The sequence below is a fragment of the Desulfovibrio sp. MES5 genome, from assembly GCF_002237645.1.
Taxonomy (GTDB): domain Bacteria; phylum Desulfobacterota; class Desulfovibrionia; order Desulfovibrionales; family Desulfovibrionaceae; genus Desulfovibrio.
Map to the genome: position 1 here is coordinate 1 of NZ_MJUZ01000019.1, position 16,346 is coordinate 16,346.

Consider the following 16,346-nt stretch of genomic DNA (forward strand, 5'->3'; position numbering starts at 1 on the left):
ATAGCGGCAATGTGCCGCTTGAACTGGCGGCCTAGAAAATGCCTTGGGTTTAAGACACCCTATGAAGTTTTTTTAGAAGACGCCAATACCCAAGGACTGGGTGTTGCACTTTGAACTTGAAACCGCGGCATTTAACTTTGCAAAGTTAAATGCTCTAACGCTGCACTCTCGTGCAGCGCGCCACAACGTGGCGTGGATTCAGCCGAAAATGCGATTTTCGGCTGAATGACAGCTTTGAAATGTAAAGCATTTCAAAGCTTATCTGGTCCAAAAGGGGCCCGCCCCACAAGGCATTTCAAAATAAAATTACTCTAAAGCCGCTTCAGCGCTTTCGCCAGGGGCCAGAGCGCCTTCCTTGGCGCGGGGTTCCGGCAGGCTCCATACGCCGGGCATGGGGGCCGTCAGTTCCGCCTTTTCTCCCACATAGGGATTGAAGTAGCCATGGCGCAGCCAGGGGCAGAGCTTTTTCAGCCTTTTCATAAACTGCGTCAGGCCCATGCTTGGCGAAAGCTCAAGCTTGCCCCCGTCTTCCATATCCCGCTTCATAAGGTCAAAGTACCACTCGGGATCGATATTGAGATTGCGCCACTGTATCATGCTGACGCCGTTTTCGCCCACCATACGCGCCAGGGCTTCCAGTTCTTCTTCGGTATCCGTAATGCCGGGAAAGAAAAGCAGGTTCAGCGACACGAAAATGCCCCGGCTTCGCGCCTCGCGTATGGAGGCGCAGACATCGTTCAGGCTGTAGTCCGCAGGACGGTAATAGCGTTCGTACAGTGTAGGGCGCGCGCTGTTGATGCTCACGCGCATGCTTGTGAGCCCGGCGTCGGCCAGGCGGGCCACGGCGTCGGGCCGTGAGGCGTTGGTATTGCAGTTGATGGTTCCCAAACCGCCACCGGAACGGAACAGTTTTATGCTTTCCTCAAGAAGGTCGGGATTCATGAGGGGGTCGCCCTCGCAGCCCTGCCCAAAGGAGTAAATGGGGGCGCGGCTTTCGCGCCCGGCATGAATACGCATGACCTCGGCCACTTCTGCGGGTTCCGGCGTAAAGGCCAGACGGCACTGGGGCGTCACCGCCACGGGAGAATCCTTGTCCTGGGCGGAAATACAGCCCACACAGCGCGCATTGCAGGAGCGCGACGAAGGCAGGGGCGCTTCGTAGCGGCCAAGGGCGAAGTTTCGCGCCGCCGGGCAGTCGTAGCGTGCCACGCAGTTATCCAGAATATGCCGCACAAGGCGGTTCTTGGGATAGTCCTGCAGCAGCCTGCGCGCGCCCTGCTCTATGCGGTGACGCGGGATGCGGTTGAAAACCTGGCGCTGGTCCGTATCGACCTTACGGGCGCAGATATAAAAACGCCCACGCGCAAAGCCAATGGCCCCATACGCGAACAGGGGCAGCAGGGGCGCGTCGGGATTGCTGGCATAGGCAGGATGCGCTGAAAGCGTGTGCGCGGGGGAGGCAAAGGCCGCCACGGCCAGTTGGGCCTCGCCTTCGGGCGGCACTATTTCTCCCGTCTCGGGATCAAGCCCCACCGCCTGTCGGCCAGGCAGCAGAAAAAATTCGCTTTCTTCCGGCAGGGGCATGAGTTCGTCAGGACGCGGCAGCCCCCACTGCGCGCCTCTGCGACAGACCATGAGCAGGCGTTCGTCATCGTAAATATTGCCCTGCTCGTCCGCCATGACAAGATGCGGCTCAATATGCTGCGCGGCCATAAATGCTCCTTGCCCCGGCGGGGGTGAACGTATATAACGGCCCAACGTGGCCGGGCGATCCCGGCCCGTACTTTTGGAGGCCCTTCATGTTTTCCATAATGCTTTTCATTTTTTTGTGTTTTTTCGGCATTCTCGCCGTCCTTGTCTACATGCTGCGCTGCCAGGAAAAGCTGGTGCGTCAATTGCGCGAGGACCACGCCCAATTGCGGGTGATGCTGCGCGCCCTGGAATCACGCCTGGACTATCTGGACGGCAGCCAGCCCCCCGCTGCGGATCTGAGCGTCGCCGATGCAGGCGTCAACGACGCCACCGAGCAGCAGGACTATGCCGTCCCGGCTTTTTCGACGGAAACCGCGCTGGATATGGACTCGAACCCGTACGAGACTGCGCGCCACCAGACGCGGGCCGCCAGGCTGACGGCACGCGCAGCCGAGCCCGTCGCCGACACTGGCAATGACCCCCTGCTGCACCTGAGTTTTGACCCGCCTGCCGGCAAGGGCCAAACGCCGCGCACGGCTGGCGCGCCAGCTGTTGACCCGGCGCTGGATCTGCATTTTGACCCTATGGATGGGGCCCAAAGCGCGGCCCGGCACTAAACGGCTCTAGGCCTCCGGGCCGTCAAGACCGTAGCAGCCCCTGGCCGCAGCGAGATACGCCCTGCGCATGTCAGGGCAGACGCACTCTTCGGCCCAGTGCAGATAGAGCAGTTTGAGACATTGTTCAAGCACAACATCGCTTCTGGCAATGCGGCGGGCCACAAGTTCTTCGTGCCCGTAGGTCCACAGATCGCAGATGTGATCGGTAAAAGCCTGAGCCCTGTGAACCGCGCGGTGGCGCGCGTTGACCTCGGCCAGCCCTGTGGCGCGAATGTGGGCCGCCACGTCAGGGTGCTCCAGCAAAAATTTTATGCGAAAAAGGGCGTCGCCCACATCGTTGGGCGCGTAGCCCACAAGGTGTTCGCCGTCCACAAAAAGCTCGGCAAAACCGTGCCCCACGCGGGGCGTCACAAGACAGCCGCCGCAGCCAAGGGCCTCAAAAACCCTGAAGTTCAGGTCGCCGCGCTCGCAATGGTTAAGCAGCACCCGCCCCTGAGGAAAAAGCCGCCTGTAGTTCCCCTTGGCCACATGCAGACCGGGGAGCTGACTGCCAAGGACGCGCAAAAATTCTGAACGCAGGGGCGTGTTTTCCGAAACTGTGCCAACAAAAAGACAGTCCCATACGGGCTGCGCGTCCGGGTCGGGCTGATCCTGCGCCCAGGCGAAGGGCGGCGACCACCAGACCCTGTCTTTACCAAGAAACGGCGCGTGAAACTGGGGAATGTCATCACGCAGGGAAACCATGCAGGCGTCAAAAGCCTGGGCATAAAAAGGCTGCCAGCTATGGATATGCGAATCCACACTGTAAAAAACAGTCAGGCAGGGGAACTTTTCAACGCCGAGCACAAAGGGCGGGCGGCTGTTATCGCCAACAACCAACACGTCGGGCACAAATCCCGCCAGACGCACAAGGTCTTGCCAGCCGAATATGCGTTCGTCCTCAAAGTTGTGCAGAACCACGTCCTGCCAGCCGCCGGCTTGCAGTTCAACACCGAAAAAAGGGCTGCCTAGCCATAAAATACGCTGCATGGTCCTCCGGTAACTGTCAGAAAGTCTTTTGCATGTCGTACAGTTGCCAATAAAGACAAGATACAATAGGTTTGAAACCTAGCCTTGACGCTTCGCCGCGTCAAGACGAGAGACTGCAACATGCTTCTGAATGCCCGCCGCCTACGCCTTTTCGCGCGCATCCTCCTGGCGCTCTTCCTCCTGCTGTCCGGCCTGACGGCGGGGGCCTTTTACCTGTTGCAGCGCAACCCCGAAGCCCTCGCAGGGCATTTTATCGAAGAACTCAGCGCCCGTACCGGGCTGTCCATCTCTGTGGACGCCGTCAGCGTGGCCCTTCTGCCCGTACCCGCCCTGGCCGTGAGCAACGTGACCGTCACAGGCGAAAACTGGCATTTTACCGCAGCCTATGCCACGTTGCGGCCCGATTTTGCCGCGCTTATTCAAGGGCGTTTTGAACCCCGCAATGTCTCCCTTTTGCGCCCCCGTGTGGAAGGAACCGTGCCCGTGGCCCTCAGCCCCGGCATGGAGCTGAAAAGCCTGCTCGCTTCGGGCAGCGGCGGGGCTGCGGCATTGCCGGGGCGCTGTCGCCTTGCGGTGCAGCAGGGCGAACTGCGCATCCGTGGAGCCGACGACTCAAGCCTCCTCATTGAAGGGGCGCAGTGCGACCTGGAAGCCAAACCGGGCGACAGCATTGCGGGCAACCTCTCATGGGCCGCCGCCACGCTTGTGCCCGCCGATGGCCAGCCCATGCGGCTGGAGAGCCTGAATGTGGACGGCAAGACCAGCCTTGTCGACCCCCTGGGCAAAAGCCCCCGCATGGCGTGCAGCGGCGTGCTGCGCCTCCCGGACTGGCTGCCCGAACTAAAATTTTCTTTCAACCTGACGCCCGATATCATCCCTGGCAAACAGGGCCTTACCCTTGCCGCCGACCTTGGCGGCTCCATCGCCAGGGACGGGATAAACATTCCCTTCAAGCTCGCGGGCGGCGCAGCGTGGCGGCACGCCAATCTGAACGAGGTCAGCCTGAACAAGCTCCAACTGGCCCTTGGGCCGGACAGTGTGAGCTTTGACGGCGCAGTGCAGATTGAAAGCCCCGCAGGCCCCACCCTTGAAGGCAGCCTGCAACTGCACCGCGCAAGCCTCACGCGCTGGTTGGGCTTTGCCCGCAATCTGGCCCCCGGGCTGCAACTGGCCCTGGACGAGCTTTCGGAAGGGCTGCTTGTTTTTGACATGGACGCAGCCGGTCTGCGCGTATCGCATATTGAAGTGACGGCTGCGGGCAGCCGGTTTACAGGCACGGGCGGCGTGGCCGACTGGCGCAAGCCTGAAGTGGCCCTTGATCTGTTCGCCGAAAACGTCAATCTTGGCCGCGCCATCCCCGAGGCGGTGGGCGACCAGCCCGAAGAGCCCAAATTCGAATACGGCCCGCTCACTCCCATGCCGGGTGCGCCCCTCATGCCCGGTGAAATCGGCGTGGACTACAACATCCGCCTTGCCGCCAGAAAGGTGGATTACGGCCCCATCGCCATCAATGACGCCCTTGTGGTTATCCGGCAAGGCCTGATCGACGCCCAAAGCCGCCTCGAAGACACACTGCTGCTTGTGGAAGGCAAGCTTTACGGCGGCAACGTCAAGGGCGAAACCATCCTTGGCGGCGACAAGAGCACGCCCTACTCCATACGTCTGCGAGCGCGCGACGTGAATGGCGAAAACCTGGGCAAAGACCTCAAGGTCATGCCCGTTGGGGGCGGACGCCTGCGCGCCGACGTGGACATCATGAGCCAGGGGCGCGAACTGGATGTCTTTTTGAGCAAGTTGCGCGGCAGCATCACCGCAAGGGCTGAAAACGGCTTTCTGCGCGCGCCGCCCCGTATCAGCGGCGGCAAAAAAACTGCGTTCGCCTTTACCGTCTTGGACATCGGCCTCAAGGTGCGTACAGCGGCCTGGGACGGCCAGAAGCTCGGCCTTGAGGGGCAATGGAACGCGGCAATGGCAGCCGCCGGGCTGGACGTGGCAACCGACATCAACGGCAGGCTGTGGTTCAGCGGCGACGGGGCCGACGGCGGGCAGATGGACTTCACCAATCTGCCCGGCTCGTTTTCGCTGCGTATGGACGCAGAGCGCTCATTCGACCCCGAAGGGGTGCATGTGCAGGCTTCAGGCCGCTTCAGCGGCCAGTCGGCCCGCAATGAATTTTCGGTATCCGAGGGGCATTTCAATGCGCTGGGCGTGGAGGCCCACGGGCAGGCAAGCTTTATCGCCGGTTCGGAGGGGGTTTCGTGGCAGGGCAAGGTTTCGGCCTACAGCCCCGACATGGCCCGTACCCTGCGCCTGGCAGGCCTTGGCAAGATCAACATGCCCAAGGGCTTTAGCAGCATTGAAATGGACACCCGCTTCAGGGGCGACCCCAATTCCCTTTCTTTGCGGGATATCCGGGCCAAACTGGATGAGAGCAGCGTCACCGGCACACTGAACATCGACTGGCGCGACCAGGTCAGCCTCAATTTCAAGCTCAACGCCGACCAGTTCGACCTTGACCGCTATATGAAGGCCAATGAGGAAAAATCCGGCGCGTCAGGGGGCAAACCCTGGGATTTGCGCTTTATGCGCAACTTCCGCGCCTCTGGCGAATTTGGCGTCAACAGGCTCACCGCCATGCGCTTCACGGTGCAAAACCTGCGCACCAAGTACAAACTTGAAAACGGCAAGCTCACGTCCGACTCCATTACCGGCCAGTTTTACGGCGCGCCCATCATCAGCAGGATTTCCATCAACTTCACGAGGGGCTTCAGCTTCGCCAACACCCTCACCATCAACGACTTTGACCTGACAGCCGCCAGCAATGCCAGAGGCGGCGCAGCCGCCCTCACCGGCAGGGGCTCCATCCACTCTGAGGTGCACGGCAACCTCACCGGGCCGGACCAGCTGCCCGCCCTGCTCAACGGCAAATGGAGAATCGAGGTGCTCAACGGCTCCTTCCAGCACAGAACGCCGGAGGGCAAGCTCAAGGGCAAACCCACGATGATTACCGCTTCGGGCGCGTCAGGGAACATTACCAATGGCGTGGCGCGGAGTAGTGATTTTTATCTCAAGGGGCCGGGGCTGCAAGTTTCCGGCGGCGGCTGGATCAACTTCAACAGTGAGACCCTGGACTGCAATTTCGATGTCAGCATGAAGAACGTTCCAGACTTTCCCCTTCGGCTTTACGGCAGCCTGAGCAACACCAAAACCTCCATTGGCGCGGGCACGCTCATACTGAACACCCTTGGCGACATTACCAAAGGATTTGTGGATGTGCTCGGCGGTATTCTCGAAGGCACGTGGAAACTCTTTCGCTGACAGATAAGCAAGTTTGGGCATAAAGCCCAAACGCCCTGTCGACTATTCTTCCTGTCTCCCGTTGACAGAAGCGGTCGTAGGGGCTAGGTTCATTGCGTGTTCTTTTTTGCACAACCAAAATTGCGGTTCCGCCAAGGAGAGTAACGGTGAATATTCTGATTTTCGGACCCAACGGCAGCGGCAAAGGCACCCAGGGCGACCTTATCAAGCAGAAGTATAACCTCGCCCACATCGAATCCGGCGCCATATTCCGTGAACACATCGGCGGCGGTACTGAACTGGGTAAAAAAGCCAAGGCCTATATTGACCGTGGCGACCTCGTGCCTGACGACATCACCATTCCTATGGTGCTTGAAACCCTGAAGACCAAAGGGCAGCACGGCTGGCTGCTGGACGGCTTCCCGCGCAACATGGTGCAGGCCGAAAAACTGTGGGACGCCCTCAACAAAGAAGGCATGCGTCTGGACTACGTGGTGGAAATCCTGCTGCCGCGCGAAGTCGCCAAAAACCGCATCATGGGCCGTCGCCTGTGCAAAAACAACAACAACCACCCCAACAACATCTTCATTGAGGCCATCAAGCCCAATGGCGACGTGTGCCGCGTCTGTGGCGGCGAGCTCTCCAGCCGTTCCGACGACCAGGACGAGGGCGCCATCAACAAGCGCCACGACATTTACTACAACACCACCGACGGCACCCTGGCCGCCGCGTATTTCTTCAAGGATCTCGCTGCTAAAGGCAAGACCAAATACATTGAACTGAACGGTGAAGGCAGCATCGAATCCATCAAGGAAACCCTGCTGTCCAAACTGGCCTAAAGCCAGCGGAGGTCTTTTACCACAGTTCGGCCTGAGCGGATGCGTTTCGGGCAGTGGGGGCAGGTTTCGGGCAGCGCGGATGCCGCTGCCACCCAAACCCTGACCACCCTGGAGATAAAAGACCATATTCCCGTTGGCGCGCTTACCCGTTCCCACAGGAAACACCGGCTTCAGCGCCGGAAAAGGGGCTCCAGCCGCAAGGCAGGAGCCCCTTTCAACGCGAACCGCGCACGTTCACCGTACAAATGCTCCAGCAGCAAACCAGAGCAGGTTAATTTTGAACAGCTCTACACTTCAAAGTTTTCATCCAGCCAAAAATGCGGTTTGCGGTAGGCGCTAGCAAGTCTTTGCCGCTTACGTATAGCGACAGCATCTGCAGACTGCCCGTTCAATTTAACGCTTGAAATGCCCGCTTATGCCAGGCAAAAGCCTGCCTGCTCGCATTTCGTGGCAAAAATTTTAAGGAAAATCCCTGCAGAGCACTTAGCTCGTTTCATCCGTAACCTACTCTGGCAAACCAGAGCAGGTTAATTTTGAACTGCTTTACATTTCAAAATTTTCGTTAAGCCAAAGAATGCTATTTTAGGCAAAATCCACGCGCCTTGCGGCGTGCTTCGCTCTCGTACAAAAGTTTTCGGGGGTGGGGGCGTGGGGGAGGGACCCTTTTGCAAAAGGGTCCCTCCCCCACAAAACACTTCAAAGGCCAGCGCTCCCATTGCAGTAGCGCCTTTTTGGCATTGCGGGGCTGGGGCGCACGGCGTGCTTGCCCCCAAGCCCAAGCTGCGCTACTACTCGGCCATGAGCAATTCACAAAACACCAATGGCTTTGCCAAAAGCGCGTCCATGCTGCTGGATGACGTGCTCGGTCTGCCCGACGCGGCGCAGGCTGACAGCACTGTGGACGTGGCCTTTGTCCGCCCTGCGGCCCGTCAGCTTTACGCCCAGGACGGCGACGATTTTTTTGCCCCTGCCACCAGCAGTTCCGCGGGCTTTGACCTGCGCGCCTGCCTGGATGGAGACAAAGAGGCAGAAGCGGTTATCGCTCCCGGTCAACGCCTCAAGATCGGCACAGGCATTGCCGTGCAGCCCCGCGCAGCCGGCATTGCCGGCTTTGTCTATTCCCGCAGCGGCCTTGGCGCGCGCGACGGACTGACCGTCGCCCAGGGCGTCGGCGTCATTGATCCCGACTATACGGGAGAAATTCTGGTGGTTCTTCTGAACACCTCCGGGCAGGAACGCCGCGTCGCCAATGGCGAACGCATTGCCCAACTCATTTTTCAGCCCTTTATGCGACCACGCTGGCGCGAAGTGCAGGAGCTGGCTCCCACTGAACGCGGATCCGGCGGTTTCGGCCACACAGGGCGCTGATCACGCCGTACCGAAACATCGGTACATCACCTCAACACCATATGTTCATCGAGAAAAGGAGTCCGTCCATGTCACAAGCCTTTGCTGCCGTCAAAGCCGGGGAAGAAAGCCTGCTCTGTCGTTCTTACAGCCGTTATCCCGTGGCTGTGGTCCGAGGCAAAGGCGCGCGACTGTGGGATGTTGACGGCAAAGAGTACGTGGACCTTTTGGCTGGCATCGCCGTTACCGGCCTTGGGCACTGCAACGACGAGGTCAACGCGGCCCTGACCGCCCAGGCTGAAAAACTCTGGCACGTGAGCAATCTTTTTTACCAGAATGAACAGCTTGAACTGGCCCGTCTGCTGCTGTCCACAAGCCACCACAACAAGGCGTTTTTCTGCAACTCCGGCGCTGAGGCCAATGAAGCGTGCATCAAGCTGGCCCGTCGCTACATGCGCAAGATCAAACAGCGCGACGCCTATGAAATCATCACGCTTGAAGGCTGTTTTCACGGGCGTACCCTCGGCGCGCTGGCCGCCACAGGACGTGAAAACCTCAGTGACGGCTTCACGCCGCTGCCCGATGGCTTCAAACAGGTTCCGGCCTGTGACCTTGAGGCCATGAAGGCTGCCATCACTCCCGCCACCGCCGCCGTCCTGGTGGAAGTGGTGCAGGGCGAGGGCGGCGTGGTGCCCTTGTGCGGCGATTATCTGCGCCAGCTTGAAGCATTGTGCCGCGAGCGTGATGTCCTCTTCATGTGCGATGAAGTGCAGGCTGGGCTGTGCCGCACGGGCAAATTCTGGGCTTTCCAGAATTATGGGCTGACGCCCGACGCCATCTGCATTGCCAAATCCCTGGCCAACGGTCTGCCCATGGGGGCCATACTGGCTACCGATGCCGTGGCCTGCGGCTTTGAAGCCGGCAGTCATGCCACCACCTTTGGCGGCGGCGCGCTGGTTTCAGGCGTGGCAGCCAAGGTTGTGGAAATACTGCTGCGCGACAAACTGGCTGACAATGCCGCCAACCTGGGCGCGCATGTCAAGCGCGAACTGGCTGCCATGCAGGATCGCCTGCCCGGCAAAATCAAGGAAGTTCGCGGCATGGGCCTTATGATAGGCATAGAACTTGCCGTGGACGGCAAACCGGTGTGGGAAGAACTGCTGCGCCGGGGTTACATCTGCAACCTGAGCCACGGCGTGACCCTGCGCCTTCTGCCCGCCCTGAATATCGACAAAGCCGACCTTGATTCCTTCATGCAGGCCCTTGAAGATATTCTGAGTGGTCTTCCCGCCTGAAAAAGCGCTTTCAGGGGCTTTACAGAAAAATAATTGTGGACTAAATAGTCTGCGTAGAAAATCGATGACGATTAGTACGGCAACCCCGCTCCGGCGGGGTTGCCGCTTACTTTGACAAGGAGACGCCATGGACGTTTTTGATCAAGCTACAGAACTGGAGCGCCTGGACAGGGAATCCGCTCTCATGCGGGCCCGTGCCGCCATTGACCGCGGCGGCCCGGAAATGATCGACGGTGTAGCCTGCTGCCGTGATTGCGGCGAACCCATCCCCCTGAAACGCCTTGAGGCCCTTCCCGGCGTTGGCCTGTGCCGCGCCTGCCAGGAAGAACGCGAAAGCGGCGACTAGCCGCCCCTCCCCGACATTAGCGACAGGGCCTGCCGCCCCCGTTGCCCTTTTTTTGGCTGCCGCCTGGTCTTGATGCTCGCCCTTTTTCTGGCGGGCACAGCGCCGGATGTTTTGTCGCGCCTCATGACCTGTCAGCGTGTGAAAGGCCTTGTAGGGGGGAGAACGCATATGGTGGCCACCTGACAGATAGGGGGGCGTGTGAAAGGCCCTGTGGGGGAGGAACCCTTTTGCAAAAGGACCCCACGCCCCCACCCCTTAAAACCTTTACTGGGGTTCGGGCGATTACAGGGATGGCCCGGGCTTTGACGTTTTTTCCCAAGCGACCATCTAGAAAATATGCCCTCGCAAAGAATGCGGCTTCCTGGTTTTCGCGCGTATCCCGTCAGGATAATCAGAATGCTGCCGCGAGCGACACGCAAAAACGCTCTGCGCCATCGGCCCCAATGGCCGTTTGACGCAAAATGGAAGAGCCCCGGCCAGTTGGCCGGGGCTCTTCCATAACTTTTGGCAAGGGGCTGCCAACGCAATTCACGGCGGGGATTTTCAGAAAAATCCTTGCAGAGCAGCCACGTTATTTTATTCGTAACCTCCTCTAGTTCCAGATAAAATGCAGCAGCCAGTAAGACACAAAACCAACGACGCCCGCCGCTGGCAGGGTCAGCACCCAGGCCGTGAGCAGGCTTCCGGCCACGTTCCAGCGCACGGCCGAAAGCCGCTTGGTGGAACCCACGCCAAAAATGCAGGCCGTGATGGTATGCGTGGTGCTCACAGGCGCGCCCATCATCGAGGCGCCGGTGATGACCAGAGATGCCGACGTTTCAGCGGCAAAACCGTGCACGGGTTCCAGCTTGAAAATGCGGTGGCCCATGGTCTTCACAATTTTCCAGCCGCCCACCGCCGTGCCCATAGCCATGGCCCCGGCGCAGGACAGCTTGACCCACAAAGGCACTTCTACCGCGTCGATCTTGCCGAAAATGAGCAGCGCCAGGGTAATGATGCCCATGGTTTTCTGCGCGTCGTTCAGGCCGTGACTGGTGGCCATAAAGGCCGCAGACAGCAGCTGCAACCGCCTGAAGGCTCCGTTGACCCTTCGCCGGGACATGCGCGAGCACGACCAGTAGATGATCCACATGATCAGATAGCCCATAAAAAAACCCGCCAATGGCGAAGCCACCAGCGGGATAAGCACCTTGTCGATAATCCCCTTGCCGTTGAGCGCGCCAAACCCGGCGTCAGCCACAGCCGCGCCGATAAGCCCGCCGATGAGCGCGTGGGACGAAGACGAGGGAATGCCGAAATACCACGTTATGCAGTTCCAGACGATGGCCCCCACAAGGGCCGCCAGAACAAGCACATGACTGCCCTCAACCACCTGGGGCAGGACTATGCCGCTGCCCAGGGTCTTGGCCACTTCCGTGCCAAGCAGCGCGCCAGCCAGATTGAGCAGGGCAGCCGCCCCCACGGCAAAGCGCGGCGTGACCACCTTGGTTGACACGACCGTTGCAATGGCGTTGGCGCAGTCATGCGCGCCATTGGTAAAGTCAAAAATAAGCGCCACCAGCACGATGAGCGCCAGCAGCACAGGAATATCAAACATTTTTCAGCACCGCTTCTTCAATGGTTTCCGCCAGGGCATTGACCTGCTCAAGCAAGATGCTCATGCGTTCGTAGGCCTGACTCCATTTAAGTGTCTGCATGATTTGAGACACGGTGATTTCCTGCTGTTCGTCCAGCAGTTCCGCCAGGCCCACGGCCAGCAACATGTCGCACTCGCCCCGCAGATTGCGGAAGGCGCGGGTTTTGTGACAGTCGCGCCTGTGGGTCAGCCCCTCAAGCATAAGACGGCTCATGTCCAGCATGGCGCTGATGGTGCGGGCCATCTGAAGCGCGGGAAAACGTATGCGTGTGAACTCAAAGATGTGCAGACGGGTGCTCAGGCTGTGCAGGCAGTCCATGCACTCTTCCTGCTCCTGGTTGATGCGCAGGATGTCTTCACGGTCGATGGGAGTGATGAAGGTCTGTGTAAGGTCGCGGATGATCTGACTGTGCAGCACATCCGCCTCTTCTTCCAGAAAGGCTATTTCCTTATGGATACGATCCATATTGGACACATCGTCCAGCATTTCAACCAGCAGGCCCGCCATGCGGCGCAGAAGACTGTTCTGCTCTGCCAGCATGGCGAAAAACGGTGCGGATTTAGGCAACAGCGCTGGAAACATCCTTTCTCCTTGGGATCGGTACACGCACGCATGACCTCATTGCCACGCACCATACCGGTTGACGTTCCGGCGGTTGTCCGTCTCTGGCGGACCGCCGTCTTTTGATTTGATATATGTATACTCACAGCGGGCACGTGCCAAGAGGGCACACCCGAAACAAATAAAAGTTTTAACCAGAGCCGCCTGATTTACTTTATTTTAAGCATGTTACAGCAATATTTTTTGGGGATTAAAAACTGTTTGAACACTCAAGATTTTTTTAACGCCTGTTGTTCCGCCTGCGGCAGAACACCCTCAAACCACGCGCGCACAAGACGACTGAGCGCTTCGGGCAGAGGCCAGGGGGGATAGTCGACACATGCGGCTCCCGGCAGGCGCAGGCCGCCGTGGTGCAAAAAAAATCCAGGCAGGTCCGGGGATGGCTCCGCGCCGCCGAAAGCGTCGGGCAGCGCGCCGTCCCCATTCGCATACAGGGCGTCGCCCCACAGCGCGTGTCCCAGTCCCGCTGCGTGCACCCGTATCTGATGGCGCGCGCCCCGGCGGATGCGGCAGGCAGCCAGCGTCAACCCCTGCGGCGGAAGCGAGAATGGGCGGACTAAAGGCCCACACGCGGACGCGGGGGACGCTTTTTCCGGCAAAGGATGGCCCTCGCCTGCCCTGCCCTCTGCCATGCCTGCTGCCATGTCTTCCTCAAGGCCCGGCGCCAGACCTGATGTATGGCTCGCCGTCTGTGCCGCCGTCATGCCCCCGGCAATGCCAGAAGCCAGACCTGCCGGATCAGGAACGACGCCGAAAAGCAGCCGCAGTTCCTCGGCGTCCATTGTATCGGGATGCCAGACATGCAGGGGCCAAAAGTCCGTCCAGCGGGTCTTGTCTGCCTGCGCGTCTCGCAGGCGGCTTTTGCGGCGTCCGCTTACGCCCAGAGACTGCCGCGCGGTGACCGGCCCTGTAAGAACGCCCGTCAGCAAGGCCACATAACGTTTTTCACAGTGCCCTGCAGCTTCTGCGGCGCGAAAAGCGGCAGCGGCGGCGGGCGTCAGAGCGGCGCAAAGCAGGCCTGACGTGCCGAAGTCCAGCCTTTGCAGCAGCATGCATTCCTGTTGTTGCGCCGCTCCCTGTGACGCTTGGCCTTGCGCCGCCTGGCCGCGATTGTCGCTGCCGTCGGGCGTGACAGGAGGGCATGCCCGGCCTGAAGCCCGGCAGCGGGAAGGCCCGTGCCAGGCTGCCGCCAGCGCGGGGGCAAGAGCCTCCACGCTGGCCTCTGTGCTGCCCGCCAGGGCAGCGCTGTGCATGTTGGCTGGTTTGCTGAAAAAACAGTAGTCGTCCTGCCTGTCGAGCATGCGCAGGCCAAGACTGGTCGCCAGTGAGCAGGGGTCGCTGTGCGTGGCGGGCATGATCTGTGCTGGCGCATGTTCCGACGCGGACGCTGCGCCGTCTCCCGGCGCGGGCGTTGGAGCAGTCCCCGGTGCGGATACTAAATCGGCCCCTGTTATGGGCTGTGCCGCCGCTTCAGCCAGACAAATCACATCCCCCTCGCGCATACGCCGCGAGGCGGCGGCGGGACGGCCATTGACCAGCACAAGGCCGCTCTCGATGCAGCGCTTGCGGCCGCGCACCCCCAGGTGGGGCAAAAGCGCTTCAAGCGCATGGTCAAGCCGCTGGCCCGCCTGCTGGTCCACACGCAATTGCCGCTTGCGTCCATCCACATCCGGGCTGTCGCAGTTCCGTTCGGGGCCATTCTGACCGCAAAATTGGGGTTTCACTCAGATCTCCGCAGCCTTGCCCGGCATAAGATCAAGAAGGGCGCGGGCCGTCAGTTCCGGCTCGTGGTACTGGGGATTGTTCTCACACACGATATGCCGATCCACAATAGTGAGGCCCATATCGCTGATGGATTTGCGCACCTCGTCGCCAAGGCCGCCCTCATAGCGGCCATGGCGGGAATCTATAAGCACATGGTGCAGCAGACGGTCGGTTGGGGCTTCCGGGGCGTCCTGGCGCAAATGGCGCAGAATCATGGCGGCCTGGCCCGCCACACTCAGCCCCAGCAGTTCGGCGTCGCTGCCGGAATTGGGAATAAAAATCTTGGGGCAGTCCGCTTCGGCCACGGTGCTTCCCACTCCCTGGGGCAGCAGGTTGGCCAGCACGCTGGTGTAAAAGCTGCCCATGGGATAGCAGATGGCCCCGGCGGAACTCAGATAGACGCCTGCCGCAGGCGCGAGCGGCGGACGGCATGGCGTTGCGGGCAATTCCAGGCAGTCCCGCTCATTGAGCCGTTCCGGCTCGTGCACTGTAAGAAAAATCCGCCGCACAGGCCTTGCCAGCGTGCGAAAGAGGTGCTGCCCCACCAGTACCGAGCCGTCGTCCAGTTCAGCCGCAAGATGCAGGCTTTCCCTGACAATGGGGCGCACCACGCCCCGCGTTTGCAAAAGACGGCTGAAAAAGGCCAGCACAGGGTCAAAGTTGCGCTTGTGGTGCAGATAGCCCCCGGCCAGCAGCAAATTGCCGAAGCAGGCGCGGTAGGGATCAAAATCAACGGGCATGCGGGAGAGAAAAAAATTCAGGTGCAGCCGCAGGGCATCGGCAAAAACGCCGGGCATGCTTTTCCAGACCCGGTGCCCCGCCCTGCCCATGCTGACAAGATGCCGTCTGAGAAAGTCCGCCGAGGCCTTTTTGCCGGAGCAGGAGGTCGCAGCGCCTAGGATGGATGCCACGTCTTCCGACAGTTCTTCGTCTTCGGCAGGGAGGCGGCAGGCGCAAAAATCCAGCACTGCGGCGGGTACCACGGCGCAGTCGGCCAGGGCCAGCAGGCGGTTGCGGATATCGCCCACGGCAGGCATGGCGAAAGCCCGGCGCAAAACCGCCGAACTGCCGCCGGAATCAAAGGTGGTGATCAGATGGACGGAATTGTGCGTATGGCGGGTCAGCTCCCGGCTGAGGGCGCGCAGGGCCGTGCCGCCAGTAAAAAACGTCAGACGCGGCCCCAGGGCCGGAAAAGCCGTCGGCGTCAAAGCGCCGTTCACGCACCGCCCCCGCAGGCCCCCACAGGCCAGGTTGCGGGACGCGTGGTGGGGATGAGCCCCAAATCGCACATGCGCATGAAAATAAGCCTGCCTATCCAGGCATCGGTGGCGGCATAGGCGATTTGCTTGGCGCTGAGTTCGGGCAGGCTCCAGTTGGAGCACTGGGAGCCCTTGGAAATACGCCAGCCAAAAAAATTGGCCGCAAGAGTGCGCAGGCCCTGACTGGGCAACTTATGCGCCCTGGCCACGCCGCCCAGATCAACCAGCCCTGCCGGCTCAAAATCGTGCAGTTTGGCCAGATCACGCATGTCGTCCCTGATGCCCACACCGGCTTTGACCTGCGCCGGGTTTGCGAGCAGAGCTGCCAGATCGGGGCCAAAGGGCATCCAGGCCAGCTGGATCAGATACACGGCCTGCGCCGTGGCCAGCTGGATCAGCGCCGGAGCGTTGCGCCTTCCCTTGCGAAAGGAAGGCCGCGTTTCCGTATCAAAGCCCAAAACGCTTTCTTCCCGCAGTTGAGGCAGCGCGCGTTGCCAGTCTTCTTCGCTGCGCACCACATGCACATGCCCCTCATAATGACACAGGGGCAGAGCGTTCACTTCCTCACTGCTCAGACGGCGACGTAAGACATCCATATCCATA

General features: G+C 60.3%; 13 protein-coding genes. 6 read left to right on the forward strand and 7 right to left on the reverse strand.

Going from position 1 to position 16,346, the window contains the following annotated elements:
• Positions 1-306: 306 nt before the first annotated feature.
• Positions 307-1,713: a radical SAM protein gene (locus tag BCS36_RS06410; protein WP_291302076.1), complete on the reverse strand. Its 1,407-nt coding sequence runs from the start codon at positions 1,711-1,713 to the stop codon at positions 307-309.
• An 86-nt stretch (positions 1,714-1,799) separates the two neighbouring features.
• Here BCS36_RS06410 and BCS36_RS06415 point away from each other — a divergent pair, with 86 nt between their 5' ends.
• Positions 1,800-2,309, forward strand: coding sequence for a hypothetical protein (locus BCS36_RS06415; RefSeq protein ID WP_291302077.1), 510 nt, complete (start codon positions 1,800-1,802; stop codon positions 2,307-2,309).
• 6 nt (positions 2,310-2,315) lie between these two features.
• Here BCS36_RS06415 and BCS36_RS06420 read toward each other — a convergent pair whose 3' ends face one another.
• Positions 2,316-3,338 carry a glycosyltransferase gene (locus tag BCS36_RS06420; RefSeq protein WP_291302078.1) on the reverse strand — a complete coding sequence of 341 codons (1,023 nt, stop codon included), beginning with the start codon at positions 3,336-3,338 and terminating at the stop codon, positions 2,316-2,318.
• A 120-nt stretch (positions 3,339-3,458) separates the two neighbouring features.
• Between BCS36_RS06420 and BCS36_RS06425 the strand changes: the two genes are divergently transcribed.
• The 5 genes from BCS36_RS06425 (at position 3,459) to BCS36_RS06445 (ending at position 10,462) form a co-directional block, all read left to right on the forward strand.
• A complete protein-coding gene (locus BCS36_RS06425) occupies positions 3,459-6,656 on the forward strand; it encodes an AsmA-like C-terminal region-containing protein (RefSeq protein WP_291302079.1) in 3,198 nt (1,065 codons plus the stop codon).
• A 146-nt stretch (positions 6,657-6,802) separates the two neighbouring features.
• On the forward strand, positions 6,803-7,474 hold the full coding sequence (locus BCS36_RS06430; protein ID WP_291302080.1) for an adenylate kinase: 672 nt from the start codon (positions 6,803-6,805) through the stop codon (positions 7,472-7,474).
• Positions 7,475-8,317: 843 nt separating this feature from the next.
• The gene (gene dut, locus BCS36_RS06435) at positions 8,318-8,842 is read left to right on the forward strand and encodes a dUTP diphosphatase (RefSeq protein WP_291302109.1); all 525 of its coding nucleotides are present in this window, start codon (positions 8,318-8,320) and stop codon (positions 8,840-8,842) included.
• Between the two features lie 68 nt (positions 8,843-8,910).
• Entirely contained in the window at positions 8,911-10,116 is a 1,206-nt protein-coding gene (locus BCS36_RS06440; protein WP_291302081.1) for an aspartate aminotransferase family protein, read from the forward strand.
• 127 nt (positions 10,117-10,243) lie between these two features.
• Positions 10,244-10,462: a TraR/DksA family transcriptional regulator gene (locus BCS36_RS06445; RefSeq protein ID WP_179979951.1), complete on the forward strand. Its 219-nt coding sequence runs from the start codon at positions 10,244-10,246 to the stop codon at positions 10,460-10,462.
• A gap of 592 nt (positions 10,463-11,054) precedes the next feature.
• Here BCS36_RS06445 and BCS36_RS06450 read toward each other — a convergent pair.
• The 5 genes from BCS36_RS06450 to BCS36_RS06470 form a co-directional block, all read right to left on the reverse strand.
• Positions 11,055-12,059, reverse strand: coding sequence for an inorganic phosphate transporter (locus BCS36_RS06450; protein WP_291302082.1), 1,005 nt, complete (start codon positions 12,057-12,059; stop codon positions 11,055-11,057).
• Positions 12,052-12,681: a DUF47 domain-containing protein gene (locus BCS36_RS06455; RefSeq protein WP_291302083.1), complete on the reverse strand. Its 630-nt coding sequence runs from the start codon at positions 12,679-12,681 to the stop codon at positions 12,052-12,054. The genes BCS36_RS06450 and BCS36_RS06455 overlap by 8 nt, the downstream gene beginning before the upstream one ends.
• A gap of 248 nt (positions 12,682-12,929) precedes the next feature.
• Positions 12,930-14,444, reverse strand: coding sequence for a pseudouridine synthase (locus tag BCS36_RS06460; protein ID WP_367209254.1), 1,515 nt, complete (start codon positions 14,442-14,444; stop codon positions 12,930-12,932).
• Positions 14,445-15,704, reverse strand: a complete 1,260-nt coding sequence (locus BCS36_RS06465) for a 2-phospho-L-lactate transferase CofD family protein (RefSeq protein ID WP_291302084.1) — start codon at positions 15,702-15,704, stop codon at positions 14,445-14,447.
• Positions 15,701-16,345, reverse strand: coding sequence for a 3'-5' exonuclease (locus BCS36_RS06470; RefSeq protein WP_291302085.1), 645 nt, complete (start codon positions 16,343-16,345; stop codon positions 15,701-15,703). Before BCS36_RS06470 ends, BCS36_RS06465 begins: the two co-directional genes overlap by 4 nt.
• Position 16,346: the final 1 nt, after the last annotated feature.